The sequence below is a fragment of the Lysinibacillus sp. LZ02 genome (genome assembly GCF_050613145.1).
Lineage (GTDB): Bacteria > Bacillota > Bacilli > Bacillales_A > Planococcaceae > Lysinibacillus_B.
In genome coordinates, this window is sequence record NZ_CP192507.1 from 3,264,567 (window position 1) to 3,281,564 (window position 16,998).

Here is a 16,998-nt window from a genome sequence, read left to right on the forward strand (position 1 = left end):
ATGATAGAGACTTCAATAAGGAATCACAAGTAATAGAAAGGGAGGTCTAAAAAGCTAAAGCTTTTCAAACCTCCTCCGTTATCGACACAATAAAACTTCTCTACCAAAGTTTCCTTTTTTCACGACGGTACGGTCCACTACTTTAAATCCAGCAACCGTCAGCAATTCATCCATCGGTTCCACTGTGACAAATAAAACGCTTTCGGCAATGCGGCGAGCGGACGTAACAATTGACTGCAAACTAACCGCATCACTATGTGTAAACACGTTATACGGCATATCAATAATCGCCACATCATAACGCTCTACGACATCTTCAATCGGGCCAAGCTGCACTTCGCCTTGCAATCCAAAATGCGCAATATTTTTTCGCGAACCCGATGTGACAAACCAATTCATATCCCGCCCGATAATAGGAATACCCATTGAGAGCGCCTCAACTAATACCGTTCCAACACCACAACACGGGTCAATTACACGCTTTCCTTCAATGACGGGCACTGCGATATTAACGAGTGCTCTTGCCACTTTTGTACTGAGTGCTGTCGAGTATTGCTGTGGGCGCTCTTGATGTGCTAGCCATACAGCCTTCCCTTCCACAAGCTCTCCAAAGTAAAAAGTGTCATGAATCTGCACGACACCAAATATCACATCCGGTGACGTTAAATCCGGTTCCCCTTCAATCGTTAGTGCGAGCTGTCTCTCTGTCGCACGCCTTTTCGTATGTGCCCATTTAGCAGTTCCACCAAGGGCTACATCATTTAATGACACTACACGGTATGTTTTGTCCTCAAGTTGAATACCCGTCATCTGTTTACACAGCAACTCTACACTCGCTGCCTTAAATTTAATCGCTAGCCTTGCACGTATAAACGGACTTCGACTCGGCTCTACTTTTACAGGTGAAATGAGTACGTTTTCCTCCGTGTCTGTCCCGAAAAACGCACGCATTTCCATACGACATAGCGCCGTTTCATCTGGGCGCCAACCGTATGTGTATAAGTATGAAACCATTATGCCTCTAACACTCCAAGCATTTTTATCACAAAGTCGATTAATAACTCGTATGCCTGTTCAAATGTTTCTTCTCCTGTAAAGCCTTCTATTGCATCTAATGCAATATTCACTTCCCACAGACCTTCATCCCCTGAGAACATGGCACTAGATGAGCCTAACATCCCTTTTAAGTTATCACGTAAATACGCTTTTAATTGTTGATTCACTTTTTTTTGTAATCGTAAACCGAATAATGCCGTGTATACTTTAAACATTTCATCAAATTCTAACACAACTGCATCGATTTTAGCCTCTGCAAAATCACTTGATTGTGCATATAAAAACTCTTCTTGATGCGCTTTTAAGTAGCTAATATTTTGCTGCAAAAATGCCGCTGTTTCAACTCCTACTGTTTCCTCTGTTTCTTTGTGGCAACGCTCTAGGGCGCTCACTGTAAATGCCATAACAATCCCTCCAAATAATATTTCCATATGTAGTATAGCGCAAATTATGACAACGATGAGAACAATTACTGTTTCATTCGAGCTAAAATGTACAGCATGGTATAATTAGGAAAAAAGAAGAGGTGATCTGTATGCAAGCAAACAAACCGGTAACAGAAGTTTTGTTGAAACATAAGGAACACCAAAGCATTCAAGAATTGGCAGAAACACTTGAAAAAATCGCGCAAAAATTACGAACAGATGGGCAATTTATATTTGTACAAGGCACTGAACAAGTCGTGGTAGCACCAAGTGGACAAGTAAAAGTTGAATACGAATATACAAAAAAAGGGGACAAACATTCATTCGAAATTGAATTTGACTGGTACGAAGGGGCAAACCCAAAACAAAAATTATCTATGGGCATTGAATAGAAAAAGAGGCAGACTTCTAATCTCACCTATCGCAAATTCAGAAGGTGTTCGTCAATGGGCAGAGGCTCAACCACAATACTACAAGGAAGTGTTAAAAAGTATTCCACTTGGTCGCTTCGGTGATCCAGAAGAGGATATCGGTAAAGTAGCGGTATTCTTAGCTTCTGACGACTGCAAATACATGACAGGTCAAACGTTTATGGTAGACGGTGGCTCGATTATGCTTCACTAAGCGTACTAAAAAAATCGGCAAGTTCTTCTAACGTAAGAAGGCTTGCCGATTTTTATATCGATAATGTTTTATAAAAAATGTGTTCAAGCAATGTCGTATCCACAACTGATTCAATCATCGCTTGCATATATTCATCTTTTTCGAGACTTGCATAATCCCATTCATAACCTTTTGTACGTGCATAAGCATGGATGAAGATACGTGTTGCACGTCCGTTCCCTTCACGGAAAGGATGCAACATATTTAGCTCCGTTTTAAAATAAGCTAAACGTTTTGCAGCCATTTCAATATCCTGCCAATCTTCTTCTGCCTGTATAGTCTTAAATATTTCATCAGCCATTTGGTCAATATATTGAAACTGGCAAAACCGCGTAGTCCCTTTCGATAGTTGTACTCTACGAAACTGACCAGCAAAAGTATAAATATCTTGAAATAAATAGCGATGTAAGTCCATGAAACTACGCTTTGTAAAGTGCGAAACCTTATAAAGACCATTTTCAATTTCTAACGCACGAATCATAAATGCATAAGCTTCTGCTCTTTCTAGCTGTTCCATCGTTTGGATGCCTAATTTATTATGATTTAATAAGTACGATACATCTGCACCAAAATTATACTTTTCCAAGCTCTAACACTTCTTTTATCATGTTTGGCGTTAGTTTTTTCCCTGCATTGACCGTTTCAATGGCCTTTAAAGCAAGCTCTTCGTTTACATGTAAATCTTCTAGGGCTAGGTTTTTTTCTACACGTTTAAATTCAAGTGAGTCTATCACAATCTTTTTCATTGTTTCGCCCCCCTATACGTTCTATTATACATGAAATGAGGGCAGTTATACAGCGCCGAGCTTACAAATAAAGAGATCAATTAGACTCATTTTCACTTAGCTTATGTGTCTCTCTATCCCGAAGATCCCCCTTCCCTTTCAAACCCACCATATAAGGTTATTGTAGAACCACTCACTTTATGCCACACTTTTTTGTTGTTTTGTGCAATGCCCCCCTTCGGAAACCGATTCGAAAGGGGGGTGAGTTATAAATATTTACTACTCCATTTACCCTAGTACTGAATCACCTAGGCAATCGTTCTATTTCACGCATAAGCCAGTATTGCAATTACGACACCAATAACTGTTGCAAAAACGACATAAATAAATTTAGCAAGTATGTCTCTTGTTCCTCCAGACATATTGGTTCCTCCTATTCACAGTATGTACTCTCGATGCAATAATAGAGGTTCCACTAGCTATTGCCTAAATTCATTGGGGATATACTCCTACAAAACCGTTCAAAATAAAAATCCCGATTCTATGAAAAGAATCGAGAAGGAATTGAGTTAATCGATATATTGCTTAGCAAATAATGATAAATCTATCTGATTAATTTTAAAATCAGCACCACTATAAATAACAAGCTCCATCTCCTGCTCTTCATTTAGCCCTATATCACCTATCCCTATGAAAGTGAGTGCTTGTCCATCTTCAAGTGCTTGATCGATGGCACTAAACTTATTTAAGTAGCTACTATTCAATCTTTCTTTCACAAAAGCCTCTGGGTATGTGACCTTTAACAACTGCTCGTTATACTCAATCATCACATCAGCGACACTCCCAACTAACACAACCGAATGCACATAACCTAACACGAGACGAACTTGCCCAACGTCTTTGAACGTCAGCTCATTGACAAAGCGCTTACGAATCGCCTTCCCTTTTACGTGTGAATCGTCTTCTAATAAATCACCGTCATATAAAGTCATTTGCATATATTTTTTTCGTGCTTGCTTTGATGGCTGACTACTACCTTTTTGAGATAGCTTTGCTTCTTTTATCGCTTTGTGCTCTTCCACGGTTCCTTCAAACATTTTCGCAGCATCCCGCAAAGCATTTTGTCTACGGTTTCCACTAATTGTAATCGTTACATTTTCAGCTACAGTAGCACCCAGTTCTAGCATGTTGCGATTCACATTGTACATGCAGTCTGTACTATGATGACGCAATCGCCACGTTTTAAAATGAGCCTTCTTGCCCCCACTATACGAAAGTAATGCCGGACACCCCTCCGTAGGGCAATACAGCTTTCCTTTAAACCGCTTTTTATATGTCTGTTTGTTCATGTCACTTAGATGTACGATTTTCTCTAAACCATCAACTAAATACCGCCCGTTTGAAATACGCATACCATCCCTCCCCCAAAACAAAAATCACCTACAATCTCGACGCTAAGATGTTAGGTGATTTTATGTGTGTATTGAAAATTACAGAAACGAAACTTTAGCAGCTAACTGCTATTTATGAGTGAAGCTTTCTATTATTAGTTTATGCTTTGTGAAGCTAGCCATGACTATTTTTTACACATTTACAAGTTTTTCTGTTCAACCTTGATTTCATCCTGAAAAAGATGGATAAAATCCCGATGGCTTCCTACCGTTTTCTCAGGGAGCTGTGTACATTTGAAATAACGCACGTCCAACGTTTCAGCACAATCTAACTGAACGGTCCCCTCTACCTCTTTCGTTATGAAAACAGCTGTCACACAATACAATTCATCGCCATTTGGTGCTTTCATATAATAGTCTTTTCCTGAAAATACATGTAACAATGTAATATTACGTATACGTAATCCGATTTCCTCAAATACTTCCCGCTCGGCTACTTCTTCAAAGCTTTCACCAAGGTTCATCAATCCCCCAGGTAATCCCCATTTTCCCTCAGGGCGCTTTTGCAATAATACTTCTCCATCTTCATTGCCAATGATGACAACTGAACCAGGTAAAATTAAAGGTTTTGTCCCAACATACTGCCTTAAATATTTATAATACTCGATTTGTTCTGACATGTTTGATCATCCTCTTCTATCGTTAAGCGAAATGAAATAGTACGACTCTTATACACCATTCACAGACGATAATACTATTTTATACGTTTTCTCTCAAAAGGTGACAGCGAAAAAAGCGCCTACATCATAACTCGTACACCTACTAGGAAAAAAGATATAATTTTGAAAATAATACACACTTAAGTGATAACGCTTCCATTACCTACTTATCAGCATTTATCGCAAGTTGAGATAATTTGCAATGTGAATAATGCCATCGGGATGCCCTTGAACCCCTTAGTTTTTAATGTTAAGGTAATAATTGTATTCAAATTTAACCGACAATTTGGATAATTCTAAAATTAGAAAGGATGATTTGATGAAAGCTATTATTTTTGATTTTGATGGCACAATTATTGATACGGAAACAGCTTGGTATACCGTATTTAAAGATGCTTATGAGCAATACGGTGTTGAATTATCATTAGATACGTATTCACAATGCCTCGGTACGAGCCTCCACTCCTTTAATCCGTATACCTACTTAAGCACTCATCACAATATTTCAATGGATTTGGATGCATTCCGAAAAATAATCCACCAAAACCATACGGAACTCATGAAAAAAGAATCAATGAGACCCGGGATTTTAACACTTTTACAGGAAGCTAAAGCGGCCGGTTTAAAAATTGGGCTAGCTAGTAGTTCACACCGCGCATGGATTGATCAGTTTGTCAACTTACTAGAGATCGGTGAATATTTCGATTGTTATTGTACAGCCGATACGGTCAAACATGTAAAACCCGACCCTGAACTCTATTTACAAGCATTAGAACAATTAGGTGTTCAGGCAAACGAAGCAATCGCTATTGAGGATTCACCAAACGGAGCCCGGGCAGCAGTAGCAGCGGGACTTCATACCCTCGTTATTAAAAACACCATTACGAAACAATTACCTTTTGGCCAAGGTCACCACACAATTGAATCTTTAGCACACTATGAATTACAACAGCTTGCCGATTGTTTTACGCAAAAAACGATTTAATGCACGTCTCTTGTAAAATTTATATGTACTAAAGGAGAGTGAATACCTTTGAAAAAGTATAACAACACGCTTTATGATTTAAATATCGCTGCAAACACCCGTCCACAAAAGCCTCAAGCTGTGCATTTTGGGGCAGGGAATATTGGAAGAGGTTTTATCGGTTTACTTTTAACGAGGTCTGGCTATGATGTCACCTTTGTCACACGTAACAAAACAAAAATCGCCCAGCTTCAGCAAAGAAATGAATACCCCGTTAATATTGCCAATGAAAATAACGATCGTATACTTGTTCGAAATGTCACCGCTATTTCTTCACAAAACAAAAATGCGATCGCCAAGCAGATCGCAAAAGCAAATCTGATTACAACCGCTGTTGGTGCAGCGAACTTACCGAATATCGCCTCGAAAATTGCGTTAGGTATCCGCCTTAGATTGCAAACCAATCATCCAGAACCGCTGCACATTATTGCCTGTGAAAATGGCATGAATAGCAGCACAAAACTACAAACATACATCTATGAACATCTCCCAGAAGAATTACATGAAAAGGCTTCTCATTTTATAGCCTTTCCCAATACCGCTGTTGATCGAATTGTCCCTACTCTACATCACGAAGATCCTCTTGAAGTAACAATTGAACCCTACTATGAATGGGTTATTGACCGTTCTGCGATGCTTGAAGGACTACCACACATAAAAGGTGTACAGTTCGTAGACTCCCTTGAAGCATTTATTGAAAGAAAATTATTTACGGTCAATACAGGGCATTGCTCCATCGCCTATTTAGGTTATCTAAATGGCTATTCGACGATTCAAGAAGTCATGACCGACCCTCAATTAGCAACAGATATTAAAAAAGTGATGCAAGAAACAGGTACTATGTTAATTGAAAAACATGATTTCGATGAAACAGAGCATACACGATACATCCATAAAACATTGAATCGCTTTGCCAACCCCTATCTGTCCGATGAAATTGTTCGTATTGGCAGATCACCCATTCGTAAATTATCCATTAATGATCGATTAGTTCGTCCGACGATACTAACGTATAATTTAGGGTTAGATGTTTCCAATCTGACTAACACGCTGGCGGCCGCCTTACTATACGACCATGATGACGACCCCGAAGCCGTTGAATTAAAAAAGGCTATCCAAAAACATACGATCAATGACGTCATCGTAAAATACTTAGGGATACCACAAGCTCATCCGCTTCATCAAAAGGTCGCTCAAAAATATCGTGAATTTAAGAAAAAATATGAGCTGATGCCGAATATTTAATCAATAAAATACCAGGTACCTTTGTTTTGTTAAAGCAAGACGTTCACTCAACATCACATCAGGTACCTGGCATCCTATATATTCTTAATTGAGTATTCTAATTTTGACAGTTTTAACGCCCCACGCTACAGCATTTTCATAAGTTGGAATAAAGACATCGATTTTCTTTCCTTTAATCGCACCGCCTGTATCACCAGCAATCGCTTCCCCGTAGCCTTCTACCCAAACCTTTGTCCCAAGTGGAATCACTCGTGGGTCTACAGCAATTACTTTTTGATTTGGATTAGCACGCAAATCAATACCGTAAGCCGTTGTGCCAGAACATCCTTTACAATAAGCCGTATACGCTGTTGCTGTAACCGTCATTTCTTTGCCTGTCTGTTCTGCTGGCGGTTCTGCTACTACTTCCTCTTTAGGCTGCTGAACGACCTGCTGAGAAACAGCTGGCTGCGCAGGAACAGGGGTAGGGATTGTAGTAGGAACAGTTGCTACTACTTTTTTCTGCTCGTTTAAATCCTTTACTTCTTCCCCATACATTTTTAATTCATCGCCAGGATAAATGACATAATTCGTGAGATCATTCCAACTCATTAGTGTTTCAAGTGGAATATCGTGATTGACAGCAATGCGATATAAATTATCTCCTTCTGTCACTGTATAAATTTCTGGCTCTAATTGTTTGTCCAAACTGACCATGTCCTCTAAAGCATCCCATGCACGAATATCCATACGCTCATAAGAATGGAGATTGACAGGGAAATATGACGTTGCGTATACCGCCGAAGCTGACGTTAATACAATAAAAGCACTAAGTAAACAAGCTCTAATTTTAAGCATAGTGCCCCTCCTTTATAGAAATTTGTTGCTCCCTAACCAACTTTACCCATATAGTCGAAAAATAAACATTTTTTTGAAAATAAAAAAACCACCTTTCCAAATTCACGAAAATGTGAGTTGGAAAGGTGGCGTTCACAAAAGCATTTTTTCTACAAAAAGAGCGCAGTCTCATTTGTTATGATTTAGCGATTAGTCAGGCGCGAATAGTACTCATTATTGCGTCCAAACCATTTACACTAAATCTTTTTCATCTTCCGTATATTTAACCTAAATTTAAACTTCTCCCCCTATAATTTGTATAGGGTATGTCCCGAACAATATTATGAAAAGGAGATTTTATTATGAAAAAGTTATTACTAGGTGGCACATTAGCAATGGGGCTATTATTTACTTCAGTAAATCAGCCATCTGCACAGTCTATTGAAGGTATTAGTCCAATCGATCTTTCATCTATGGACCTTGAAACAGCTCTAATGATGGTACAACAACAGCGAGCTAACTCATTAGACCCACAGTTAACAAATCAAATTCAAGAAGTGCATCAAAGAAATGAGCAAATTACTGAACTAAACAGTCAACTTTCAGAATTAAATCAAAAGTTAAAGGAGACAACTGACGAAAGCGAAAAGGCAACAATACAATCACAAATTACCGAACTAAAATCAAGCATTGATCAACTTAATAATTATTATCAAATGGACATGCTACGCCTTCAAAGTATGACCAACAGAAGAAATGAAGCATTTGATGTGATGACTAACTTCATCAAAAAAATGCAAGATAGCCGTTCCTCTATTATTGATAATATGCGTTAAACAAAATAGCTGCCCTCAAAAAGTCGTTATTCAACGGTCTTTTGGGGCAGCTTCTTTTTATGTATAAAACGTATCATCGGCACATTTCCGAACAGTTATTTCTATCCTATATAAAGTAGCACTCCATAAACACAAAGACTAAAACATACACATCATAAAGAAAGCCCCGTAGCTTTATAATTTAACTGCCATTAAGTAGGGGGTGTCCAGAAATCTAAAAATTCCCAGACACCCCTTTCGGTAAACAACAATATTTTACTTATGCACCTTTACGAGCTTTTGCTTGCTCTGCTGCTGCTGTAAAAACAACGTCAGAAGATGAGTTTAAGGCTGTTTCACAAGAATCTTGAATGACCCCGATGATAAAGCCAATTGCGACAACTTGCATTGCCACATCAGCTGATATACCGAATAAGCTACATGCGATCGGAATTAATAAAAGCGACCCACCTGCTACACCAGAAGCACCTGCTGCTGATACAGCCGATACAACCGATAAAATGACAGCAGTAACAAAGTCTACTTCAACTCCTAGTGTATGAGCTGCAGCAAGTGTCAAAATAGAAATAGTTACGGCTGCCCCTCCCATGTTAATCGTCGCACCTAGAGGGATAGATACAGAGTATGTATCTTCATCTAAACCTAACTTTTCACAAAGCTTCATATTAATTGGAATATTCGCTGCTGAACTGCGTGTGAAAAAGGCTGTCATCCCACTCTCTTTTAAGCTTGTTAAAACAAGGGGATATGGGTTTTTTCTTGTATAAACAAATACTAATAATGGATTTACAACAAGCGCAATCGCCAGCATAGAGCCAACTAGCACTAATAATAGATGTCCATACTCACCTAAAGCTGAAAGTCCATTTGACGCAATCGCATCAAAAACTAATCCCATAATCCCGAATGGTGCTAAGCTAATGACCCATTGGACAACTGTTGAAATCGCATCTGAAATATTCGATAAGCTTTCTTTCGTTGAAGCACTTGCTTTTTTCAGCGCAATCCCTAACACAACGGCCCATGCTAAAATACCGATGTAATTACCATTCATCAGCGCTGTTACAGGATTGGACACGATATTAAATAATAACGTCTGTAATACTTCACCAATGCCACTTGGAGGTGCCACATCTTGTGCCGCATCCTTTAGTGTTAATGTAGTTGGGAACATAAAGCTTGCTACTACTGCTACAAATCCCGCTAAAAATGTACCCACGGCATATAAAACTACAATTGATTTCATATTTGTTTTGTTGTCGCTCTTTTGTCCTGCAATAGCATTGATTACTAAAAAGAACACTAATACAGGTGCAACAGCCTTTAACGCACTTACAAATAATGAACCGACAATTGAAATGCCGCTTGCCGCCTCTGGAGCAACTAAAGCTAAAAGTAAGCCGATCATAATACCGAAAATAATTCGATTCACTAGATTAATCTGATTCCATCTTGCAAATAAATGTTTCATCTATTTCCTCCGACCGCATTTTTTGTACTCTCTATGCGGATGTTTGTTTTTCTACAAAATACATATTAACATATTATTTTTGAATTTCGTAAAAAATTTAATAAAAATAATAAATTTTTGTCTTTTTTAAGCGATCCCACATACAAAAAACCCGCAAATATCTAACAATTGACCACATAGAAAAATCCTTATCAGTACAATAATTAAGATATTATGTCCTCATTCCTACAAAAGATCCAAATCTTCACATCGTCAAAATATTGTTAGAATACTCATTTTTTTATCTTTTTTATATACTTTTCTGTAAAATAGTCTCTCGTTTCCCTCATGTTGAACCTCTAACTTAATAGTTTGATTATTTCGAAAATAAGGCTGTGTCATAAAAATGACATAAATAAACGTGATGCTGAAAAGCTCGAAAATGTCGATTAATGTCGATTAACACGCGGTTTTTCCTCTCCAACCTGCGCTCTAGAAATTTCATCCATTATGACTCTATAGTTCTATCATCCAAAATTGCATATTATTTTTTTGACTATAGCTTAATATTCTAATAAAATTTCTAAGCAGTCAGAGGTGATTGTCATTATAAAGATCAAAAGTTCTATCTGACATAATGAACCATTAGATGCGATGGTGGTGAATTCTATTTTAGGCAATAAGCTGTCAATTAACTGCTACACAGTAATGAACGATTGAGACAGAACCCTTACAGAAATAGAAAACTTTACAGCGCGATTCGATTGCACTAATAGATGTACCGAATCATCATCCATCATATTTGATTTTATATCACCGTTTACCTCAGACATGCTGTATATACCTATTGCTACTTGTTTTCACTATCTCTAACGTGCAAATAGGTAAATACGACATCTTTAATTAGCTGTATCTAATTGAAAGGAGTCTAACTATGAAAGTGAATATGAAAGGGACTTTACTAGCATCAACAGTCTTTGGCACTCTGCTTCTTGGTGGATGTAATCCCTTATTAGTGCTTGACCCTAAAGGTCCTCAAGCCGAAGTACAAGCAAATGACACAATGATGTTAATTTTTCTGATGTCTGGCATTGTGCTTGTTGTACTTGCATTGCTGGTATTTATGTTATTTAAATACCGCGCTTCGAAACAAAGTCCTGACTACGAGCCGCCACATATCCATGGTCACTGGCTAGTAGAAACAATTTGTATCGGGGTTCCAATTCTAATCGTTCTGTTCTTATCTTTTAGAACGGTAGAAAGTAACTATTTAGTAGAAAGTGCGCCAGAACAATACAAAGATGAAGAGCCACTAGTGATCTATGCATCTTCTTCTGATTGGAAATGGCACTTTAGCTACCCAGAACAAGGAATTGAAACGGTCAACTATCTATATATTCCAGCAAACCGCAACATTGAGTTCAAGTTATACTCTTACGGACCAATTACAAGTTTCTGGATTCCACAGCTAGGCGGTCAGAAATACGCGATGGCCGATATGGTAACAACGCTTCACTTAGCTGCGGATGTTGAAGGCGAGTTTTGGGGTCGTAACGCGAACTTCGCGGGTAAGGGAACAGCTGAACAAACATTTGATGTAACAGCAATGTCTCAAAAAGACTTTGATGAGTGGGTAGAAGAAGTACACGAAACTGCTGAACCACTAACAGAGGAAAAATTCGAAGAGCTACTGGAGCCTGGTCACCTTGGTCGTTCAACTTATACAGGTACACACCTTGAGTTCTCACCAGCACCAGAGCATAATCACGGCAAATCAGGTTCTGTAAATGCAGACCATAACGAACATGCAGGACATGAAGAATAAGACACTGGACATGAAAATCATTCTTCTCATTAATGATGTAAACTAAAAAGGCTGTACTAGTCTGAAAGGAGTTACAACAATATGGAATTTTTTGAGCGCTTTATGATACCACATCCAAGCTTTTTAATTTACGTTGCAATGGTGTCAATTGTGCTTGTATCGATTGCATTAGTCGCGGTGATCACATACTTCAAGCTATGGGGTTACTTATGGCGTGAATGGATTACGACGGTTGACCATAAAAAAATCGGTATAATGTACTTACTAGTAGCACTCTTAATGTTATTCCGTGGTGGCGTTGATGCGGTCATGCTACGCTTACAGCTAGCAGTTCCGGATAATACATTTTTAGACGCGCAACACTATAATGAAGTATTTACAACACACGGGGTAGTCATGATCCTATTCATGGCAATGCCGTTCATTACATTCTTCTTTAACTATTTAGTACCTTTACAAATTGGGGCGCGTGACGTTGCGTTCCCACGCTTAAATAACTTAAGCTTCTGGCTATTCTTTATGGGGGCAATGCTATTCAACCTTTCATTCGTTGTTGGGGGATCTCCTGACGCGGGTTGGACTTCGTACTTCCCATTAGCAGATAACGAGTTCAGTACTTCAGTTGGTACGAACTACTATATGATTGCGATCCAAATTGCAGGGCTTGGTACATTAATTACAGGTATTAACTTTATTACAACAATCATGAAAATGCGTGCACCAGGTATGACATTATTTAAAATGCCAATGTTCACTTGGTCAGCATTAATTGCAAACTTAATCGTTGTATTTGCTTTCCCAGTTCTAACTGTAGCGTTAGCAATGGGTGCGATGGACCGCTTATTTGATACGCAGTTCTTCGCTATCGGCAACGGTGGTATGGATATGCTCTGGGCCAACCTATTCTGGGTTTGGGGTCACCCTGAAGTATATATCTTAATTTTACCAGCATTCGGTATTTTCTCAGAGGTTATTTCGACATTTGCCCGTCGTAACCTTTATGGCTATAACTCGATGGTATGGTCGATGATTATTATTTCTGTGTTTGCATTCACAGTATGGACGCACCACTTCTTTACGATGGGTCAAGGTGCTTTCACAAACTCGATCTTCTCGATCACAACAATGGCCATTGCAATCCCAACAGGGGTTAAAATATTCAACTGGCTGTTTACGCTTTATAAAGGGAAAATTGAATTTACAACACCGATGTTGTATGCTGTTCACTTTATTCCGTTATTCACGCTTGGTGGTGTAACAGGGGTTATGCTTGCAATGTCTGCAGCTGACTACCAATACCACAATACAATGTTCTTAGTTGCGCACTTCCATAACGTAATCATCCCTGGTGTTGTTTACGCGATGTTAGCTGGTTTAACATTCTACTGGCCAAAAATGTTTGGTTTCATGCTGAATGAAAAAATCGGTAAAGCAACGGTTTGGGTAATGTCGACTGGTTTCGTCCTTGCGTTCATCCCAATGTATATCACTGGTTTAGACGGACAAGCTCGTCGTATGTACACTTATTCTGAATCAACTGGCTTTAGCGCTTTAAACATGGTGTCATTCGTTGGTGCAGGAATCATGACTGTATCATTTATCATGTTAGTTTGGAACATTTGGTATAGCTTTAAAAACTCTCCACGCAACATCGGTTCAGACCCATGGAATGCACGTGGCTTAGAGTGGGCGACACATACACCAGTTCCAAATTACAACTTTGCAATTACACCTGATATCTCAGAAAGTACTTCTGAAGCATTCTGGGATATGAAGAAAAAAGGTACGAAGATTTTCAAAGGCAATATTGAAAAGATTCATATGCCAAATAACTCTGGTGGTCCATTCATTATGAGTTGTGGATTCTTCCTAGGAGGATTCTCATTAATCTTTAGTATGTGGATTCCAGCGATTATCGGTTTAATCGTGATTCTTGCAGGTATGGCACATCGTTCATTCGAAAAAGATCACGGTTACTACATTTCTGCTGAAGAAGTAAAGGCAACAGAAAGTCAATATGAAAAGCGAGGTGCGAAATAATGGCTAAAGTAGATCACTCACGCCCGCTAGAGTATAGTACAGAGGAAAATAACCTAAAAATCTTTGGTTTCTGGGTATTCCTTGGTGCGGAGATTATGCTGTTTGGAACATTATTCGCCGCGTACTTTACATTAGTAGACCGTACAGGTAGCGGTCCTGCCGGTGCGGAGATTTTTGAAATCGGTCCAGTCCTAGCTGAAACATTTATTCTTTTAGCAAGTAGTTTTACAATCGGTCTTGCCATCCATGCGATGCGTTTAGGCAGTAAAAAAGCAACACTTTCATTTATGGCTGTAACTCTACTATTAGGTTTAGCATTCTTAAGTGTTGAAATCTATGAATTTACACACTATGCACATATTGGCGCTGGTATTACTGTAAGTGCCTTCACGTCGATCCTATTAACGACTTTAGGAACACACGGTTTGCACGTAACAGTCGGTTTATTCTGGGGATTATTTATCATGATTCAAATTTGGAAACGTGGTTTAAATCCAGAAACAGCGAATAAGTCTTTCATCTTCTCGCTATACTGGCACTTCCTAGACGTTGTGTGGATTTTCATCTTCAGTTTCATTTACTTGAAAGGAATGATGTAATATGGCAAAGTTCTTTCCAATCGGTCAAGTAATGGGATTTGTATTCTCTTTAGTTTTAACAGCTGTTGCCCTGCTTGTTTACTTCATGGACATGTCCATGACAACAGGGATTACAGTACTATTAGTTACAGCATTCCTACAAGCTGGCCTGCAATTTATGATTTTCATGCACGCTGGTGAAACAGAAGATAAGTGGTCAATTTACTCAAACATTGTATATGGCTTTGCAATGGTCATTATTACAATCTTAGGTACCCTACTCATCCTTCTTTGGGATATGTAATTTAAAAGGTGCATTTTATAGGCTTGGGAACGTAATCACCGCATCTGCGACTTTTACGGTGATAAAATGCATATAAATAAAAGCGAATGAATCTAGCTAATGGATTCATTCGTTTTTTTATTTGGTGCTTGGTGAACTAGCTCTATCATGGCTACACTGATGCTTAAATGTAGCCTCATCCCGATAAAAAAGTCCTATTACGTCTTCACACACCGACTGGATTTTTATATAATTTAGTGCATAAGCTATATTTAATGTCAGAAATTATATTCTAAAAGGAGGTATTAAACGATGAGTTCCCAATTAACAGCCTATATCGCGCTTACTTGTACATCAGGCGTACTCAATTTGTATTTGTGCATATATGCATTTATAAAAAGACACAACTATACCAATATAGCAAACTTCTTTATTTGCTATACAGCTACAATAATCATTTATTGCTTTTCCTCTGTATTCGTTTTATTATCAACAACCGTCGAACAGATCATGCTCTGGACAACCTTTCAATATATAGGCATAGCATTTTCTCCCCCATTAGGATTATTATTCATCATGAAATATGTAGGAATGAACATTACAAAACCAAAAAAGATTGCACTTCTTACGATTCCCTCCCTCACTATCTTAATGGTTGCGACAAATGGTTTGCATCATTTTCATTATCGAGTTTTTGAAATAGACCCAGCGCTAGGTGCTCCTTTTATTCATCAAGAAATAGGTGTCTGGTATACGATTCATGGTATTTTTATATTTTCGTGCATGTTTGGCGCTTTTTTACTCGCACTGTCTCGTTGGAAAGAAACAGGCAATGTATATCGGCCACAATTAATGACGTTAATGTTTAGTCAACTTGTGCCCATATTAACCGCTTTTCTTTACTTAATGGGATTCACACCAAAGGGCATCGACCCGGTTCCAATGATGTTATGGCTTTCTTCACTTTTATATTTATGGTCAATTAGTTCTTCACGTCTGTTTACACTGATGCCCATTGCGAAAGATGCTATTTTCAATAGTATAGATGATGGGGTTATGGTATTAGATACGTCCTTACGATTAATTGAGTTTAACCAAGCATGTAAAGACATGTTCCCTCTATTAAATAAAACGATGTTTGGAATGACCTTTTCTAAAGTTTGGCTTACCTTAACCGAGGATACTTTTCCTTATAGCTTAGAGAATACAACATTTATTAAAGAAATCCCATTAGGCACAGGTAACTCAAAGCGTATTTATCAGATTCGTATATCAACGTTGCAGCATGTCCATCATAGCAAAGGTTTATTAATTATTTTCACCGATATTACAGAGCTGAAAATGTTACAGCAACAGTTGGAGCATCAGGCTTATTATGATGAGCTTACTCAAATATATAATCGCCGGGCATTTTTCCAACAATGTGAGCAAGATTTTGCTGCCGCTAAAAAATATATATCACCTTTTACAATCATTTTATTAGATATTGATTACTTCAAAAGAGTGAATGATACATATGGTCATCATGCAGGGGATCAATTGATTGTTCATGTTGTAAAGGCTTGTCAAACACAATTGGAAGAAGGCGCACTCTTCGCTCGTTATGGTGGTGAGGAATTTGTTCTTGCTTTAAAGGGATATAACGGATTACAAGGAGAAGCTGTAGCAAATCAAATACGCAAATATGTAGAATCACAGTCTTGTATGACCGAAGAAGGAAAGATTAATGTAACACTCAGCTTAGGAGTGGCTGAAGCTTCACATGAAACAGACGAGACATTATACCAACTTTTAAATAAAGCGGATCAGGCTTTATATGCAGCCAAGGCGGCAGGGCGCAACCGCGTACATGTCTATGAAGCGAATGAAGAAGTTTTAAGCAACTAAAAATAAAGTGTACTTTCAAACAGTGGAAGTTTTCC

General features: G+C 38.4%; 17 protein-coding genes and 1 pseudogene. 10 read left to right on the forward strand and 8 right to left on the reverse strand.

Going from position 1 to position 16,998, the window contains the following annotated elements; translation table 11 throughout:
- Window positions 1-78: 78 nt before the first annotated feature.
- Both ACQQ2I_RS15815 and ACQQ2I_RS15820 read right to left on the reverse strand, forming a co-directional pair.
- Entirely contained in the window at window positions 79-1,014 is a 936-nt protein-coding gene (locus ACQQ2I_RS15815; RefSeq protein WP_431027730.1) for a TRM11 family SAM-dependent methyltransferase, read from the reverse strand.
- A complete protein-coding gene (locus ACQQ2I_RS15820) occupies window positions 1,014-1,460 on the reverse strand; it encodes a hypothetical protein (protein WP_431027731.1) in 447 nt (148 codons plus the stop codon). Before ACQQ2I_RS15820 ends, ACQQ2I_RS15815 begins: the two co-directional genes overlap by 1 nt.
- A gap of 131 nt (window positions 1,461-1,591) precedes the next feature.
- Between ACQQ2I_RS15820 and ACQQ2I_RS15825 the strand changes: the two genes are divergently transcribed.
- Together ACQQ2I_RS15825 and ACQQ2I_RS15830 are read left to right on the forward strand one after the other, a co-directional pair.
- Window positions 1,592-1,873: an amphi-Trp domain-containing protein gene (locus ACQQ2I_RS15825; RefSeq protein WP_431027732.1), complete on the forward strand. Its 282-nt coding sequence runs from the start codon at window positions 1,592-1,594 to the stop codon at window positions 1,871-1,873.
- 16 nt (window positions 1,874-1,889) lie between these two features.
- Window positions 1,890-2,105 (forward strand): annotated as a pseudogene (locus tag ACQQ2I_RS15830) (SDR family oxidoreductase); the annotation flags it as partial.
- Window positions 2,106-2,157: 52 nt separating this feature from the next.
- On the opposite strand, the gene ACQQ2I_RS15835 reads toward ACQQ2I_RS15830, so the two are convergent.
- The 4 genes from ACQQ2I_RS15835 to ACQQ2I_RS15850 form a co-directional block, all read right to left on the reverse strand.
- Window positions 2,158-2,730 (reverse strand): Fic/DOC family protein, encoded by a 573-nt coding sequence (locus ACQQ2I_RS15835; RefSeq protein ID WP_431027733.1) that lies wholly within the window; start codon window positions 2,728-2,730, stop codon window positions 2,158-2,160.
- Window positions 2,717-2,890: a hypothetical protein gene (locus tag ACQQ2I_RS15840; RefSeq protein WP_391373365.1), complete on the reverse strand. Its 174-nt coding sequence runs from the start codon at window positions 2,888-2,890 to the stop codon at window positions 2,717-2,719. Before ACQQ2I_RS15840 ends, ACQQ2I_RS15835 begins: the two co-directional genes overlap by 14 nt.
- Window positions 2,891-3,438: 548 nt before the next feature.
- Window positions 3,439-4,281 (reverse strand): hypothetical protein, encoded by an 843-nt coding sequence (locus ACQQ2I_RS15845; RefSeq protein WP_431027734.1) that lies wholly within the window; start codon window positions 4,279-4,281, stop codon window positions 3,439-3,441.
- 179 nt (window positions 4,282-4,460) lie between these two features.
- Entirely contained in the window at window positions 4,461-4,940 is a 480-nt protein-coding gene (locus ACQQ2I_RS15850) for an NUDIX hydrolase (protein ID WP_431027735.1), read from the reverse strand.
- A 355-nt stretch (window positions 4,941-5,295) separates the two neighbouring features.
- Between ACQQ2I_RS15850 and ACQQ2I_RS15855 the strand changes: the two genes are divergently transcribed.
- Together ACQQ2I_RS15855 and ACQQ2I_RS15860 are read left to right on the forward strand one after the other, a co-directional pair.
- Window positions 5,296-5,964, forward strand: a complete 669-nt coding sequence (locus ACQQ2I_RS15855) for an HAD family hydrolase (RefSeq protein ID WP_431027736.1) — start codon at window positions 5,296-5,298, stop codon at window positions 5,962-5,964.
- Window positions 5,965-6,012: 48 nt separating this feature from the next.
- A complete protein-coding gene (locus tag ACQQ2I_RS15860; RefSeq protein WP_431027737.1) occupies window positions 6,013-7,248 on the forward strand; it encodes a mannitol-1-phosphate 5-dehydrogenase in 1,236 nt (411 codons plus the stop codon).
- An 84-nt stretch (window positions 7,249-7,332) separates the two neighbouring features.
- Here ACQQ2I_RS15860 and ACQQ2I_RS15865 read toward each other — a convergent pair whose 3' ends face one another.
- Window positions 7,333-8,085 carry a 3D domain-containing protein gene (locus ACQQ2I_RS15865; protein WP_431027738.1) on the reverse strand — a complete coding sequence of 251 codons (753 nt, stop codon included), beginning with the start codon at window positions 8,083-8,085 and terminating at the stop codon, window positions 7,333-7,335.
- Window positions 8,086-8,426: 341 nt separating this feature from the next.
- Between ACQQ2I_RS15865 and ACQQ2I_RS15870 the strand changes: the two genes are divergently transcribed.
- Window positions 8,427-8,900 carry a hypothetical protein gene (locus ACQQ2I_RS15870; protein WP_431027739.1) on the forward strand — a complete coding sequence of 158 codons (474 nt, stop codon included), beginning with the start codon at window positions 8,427-8,429 and terminating at the stop codon, window positions 8,898-8,900.
- Between the two features lie 259 nt (window positions 8,901-9,159).
- Here the strand turns inward: ACQQ2I_RS15870 and sstT are convergent, their stop codons facing one another.
- Window positions 9,160-10,371, reverse strand: coding sequence for a serine/threonine transporter SstT (gene sstT / locus ACQQ2I_RS15875; protein ID WP_431027740.1), 1,212 nt, complete (start codon window positions 10,369-10,371; stop codon window positions 9,160-9,162).
- 913 nt (window positions 10,372-11,284) lie between these two features.
- Between sstT and qoxA the strand changes: the two genes are divergently transcribed.
- From qoxA to ACQQ2I_RS15900, 5 genes are all read left to right on the forward strand, one after another.
- The gene (gene qoxA / locus ACQQ2I_RS15880) at window positions 11,285-12,175 is read left to right on the forward strand and encodes a cytochrome aa3 quinol oxidase subunit II (RefSeq protein ID WP_431027741.1); all 891 of its coding nucleotides are present in this window, start codon (window positions 11,285-11,287) and stop codon (window positions 12,173-12,175) included.
- Between the two features lie 81 nt (window positions 12,176-12,256).
- Window positions 12,257-14,215 (forward strand): cytochrome aa3 quinol oxidase subunit I, encoded by a 1,959-nt coding sequence (gene qoxB, locus ACQQ2I_RS15885; protein ID WP_431027742.1) that lies wholly within the window; start codon window positions 12,257-12,259, stop codon window positions 14,213-14,215.
- Window positions 14,215-14,814 carry a cytochrome (ubi)quinol oxidase subunit III gene (locus ACQQ2I_RS15890; protein WP_431027743.1) on the forward strand — a complete coding sequence of 200 codons (600 nt, stop codon included), beginning with the start codon at window positions 14,215-14,217 and terminating at the stop codon, window positions 14,812-14,814. Before qoxB ends, ACQQ2I_RS15890 begins: the two co-directional genes overlap by 1 nt.
- A 1-nt stretch (window position 14,815) precedes the next feature.
- Complete coding sequence (qoxD, locus tag ACQQ2I_RS15895) at window positions 14,816-15,097, forward strand: cytochrome aa3 quinol oxidase subunit IV (RefSeq protein ID WP_431027744.1); 282 nt, start codon at window positions 14,816-14,818, stop codon at window positions 15,095-15,097.
- Between the two features lie 291 nt (window positions 15,098-15,388).
- Window positions 15,389-16,963, forward strand: coding sequence for a diguanylate cyclase (locus ACQQ2I_RS15900; RefSeq protein WP_431027745.1), 1,575 nt, complete (start codon window positions 15,389-15,391; stop codon window positions 16,961-16,963).
- Window positions 16,964-16,998 lie beyond the last annotated feature (35 nt).

What these genes read in the sequence shown, in the direction of transcription:
- ACQQ2I_RS15850 (WP_431027735.1), bottom strand. Translation starts at nt 4,940, where the DNA reads ATGTCAGAACAAATCGAGTATTATAAATATTTAAGGCAGTATGTTGGG.
- ACQQ2I_RS15865 (WP_431027738.1), bottom strand. Translation starts at nt 8,085, where the DNA reads ATGCTTAAAATTAGAGCTTGTTTACTTAGTGCTTTTATTGTATTAACG.
- ACQQ2I_RS15815 (WP_431027730.1), bottom strand. Translation starts at nt 1,014, where the DNA reads ATGGTTTCATACTTATACACATACGGTTGGCGCCCAGATGAAACGGCG.
- ACQQ2I_RS15900 (WP_431027745.1), top strand. Translation starts at nt 15,389, where the DNA reads ATGAGTTCCCAATTAACAGCCTATATCGCGCTTACTTGTACATCAGGC.
- qoxB (WP_431027742.1), top strand. Translation starts at nt 12,257, where the DNA reads ATGGAATTTTTTGAGCGCTTTATGATACCACATCCAAGCTTTTTAATT.
- qoxA (WP_431027741.1), top strand. Translation starts at nt 11,285, where the DNA reads ATGAAAGTGAATATGAAAGGGACTTTACTAGCATCAACAGTCTTTGGC.
- ACQQ2I_RS15870 (WP_431027739.1), top strand. Translation starts at nt 8,427, where the DNA reads ATGAAAAAGTTATTACTAGGTGGCACATTAGCAATGGGGCTATTATTT.
- ACQQ2I_RS15890 (WP_431027743.1), top strand. Translation starts at nt 14,215, where the DNA reads ATGGCTAAAGTAGATCACTCACGCCCGCTAGAGTATAGTACAGAGGAA.
- ACQQ2I_RS15845 (WP_431027734.1), bottom strand. Translation starts at nt 4,281, where the DNA reads ATGCGTATTTCAAACGGGCGGTATTTAGTTGATGGTTTAGAGAAAATC.
- ACQQ2I_RS15820 (WP_431027731.1), bottom strand. Translation starts at nt 1,460, where the DNA reads ATGGCATTTACAGTGAGCGCCCTAGAGCGTTGCCACAAAGAAACAGAG.
- ACQQ2I_RS15825 (WP_431027732.1), top strand. Translation starts at nt 1,592, where the DNA reads ATGCAAGCAAACAAACCGGTAACAGAAGTTTTGTTGAAACATAAGGAA.
- sstT (WP_431027740.1), bottom strand. Translation starts at nt 10,371, where the DNA reads ATGAAACATTTATTTGCAAGATGGAATCAGATTAATCTAGTGAATCGA.
- ACQQ2I_RS15840 (WP_391373365.1), bottom strand. Translation starts at nt 2,890, where the DNA reads ATGAAAAAGATTGTGATAGACTCACTTGAATTTAAACGTGTAGAAAAA.
- qoxD (WP_431027744.1), top strand. Translation starts at nt 14,816, where the DNA reads ATGGCAAAGTTCTTTCCAATCGGTCAAGTAATGGGATTTGTATTCTCT.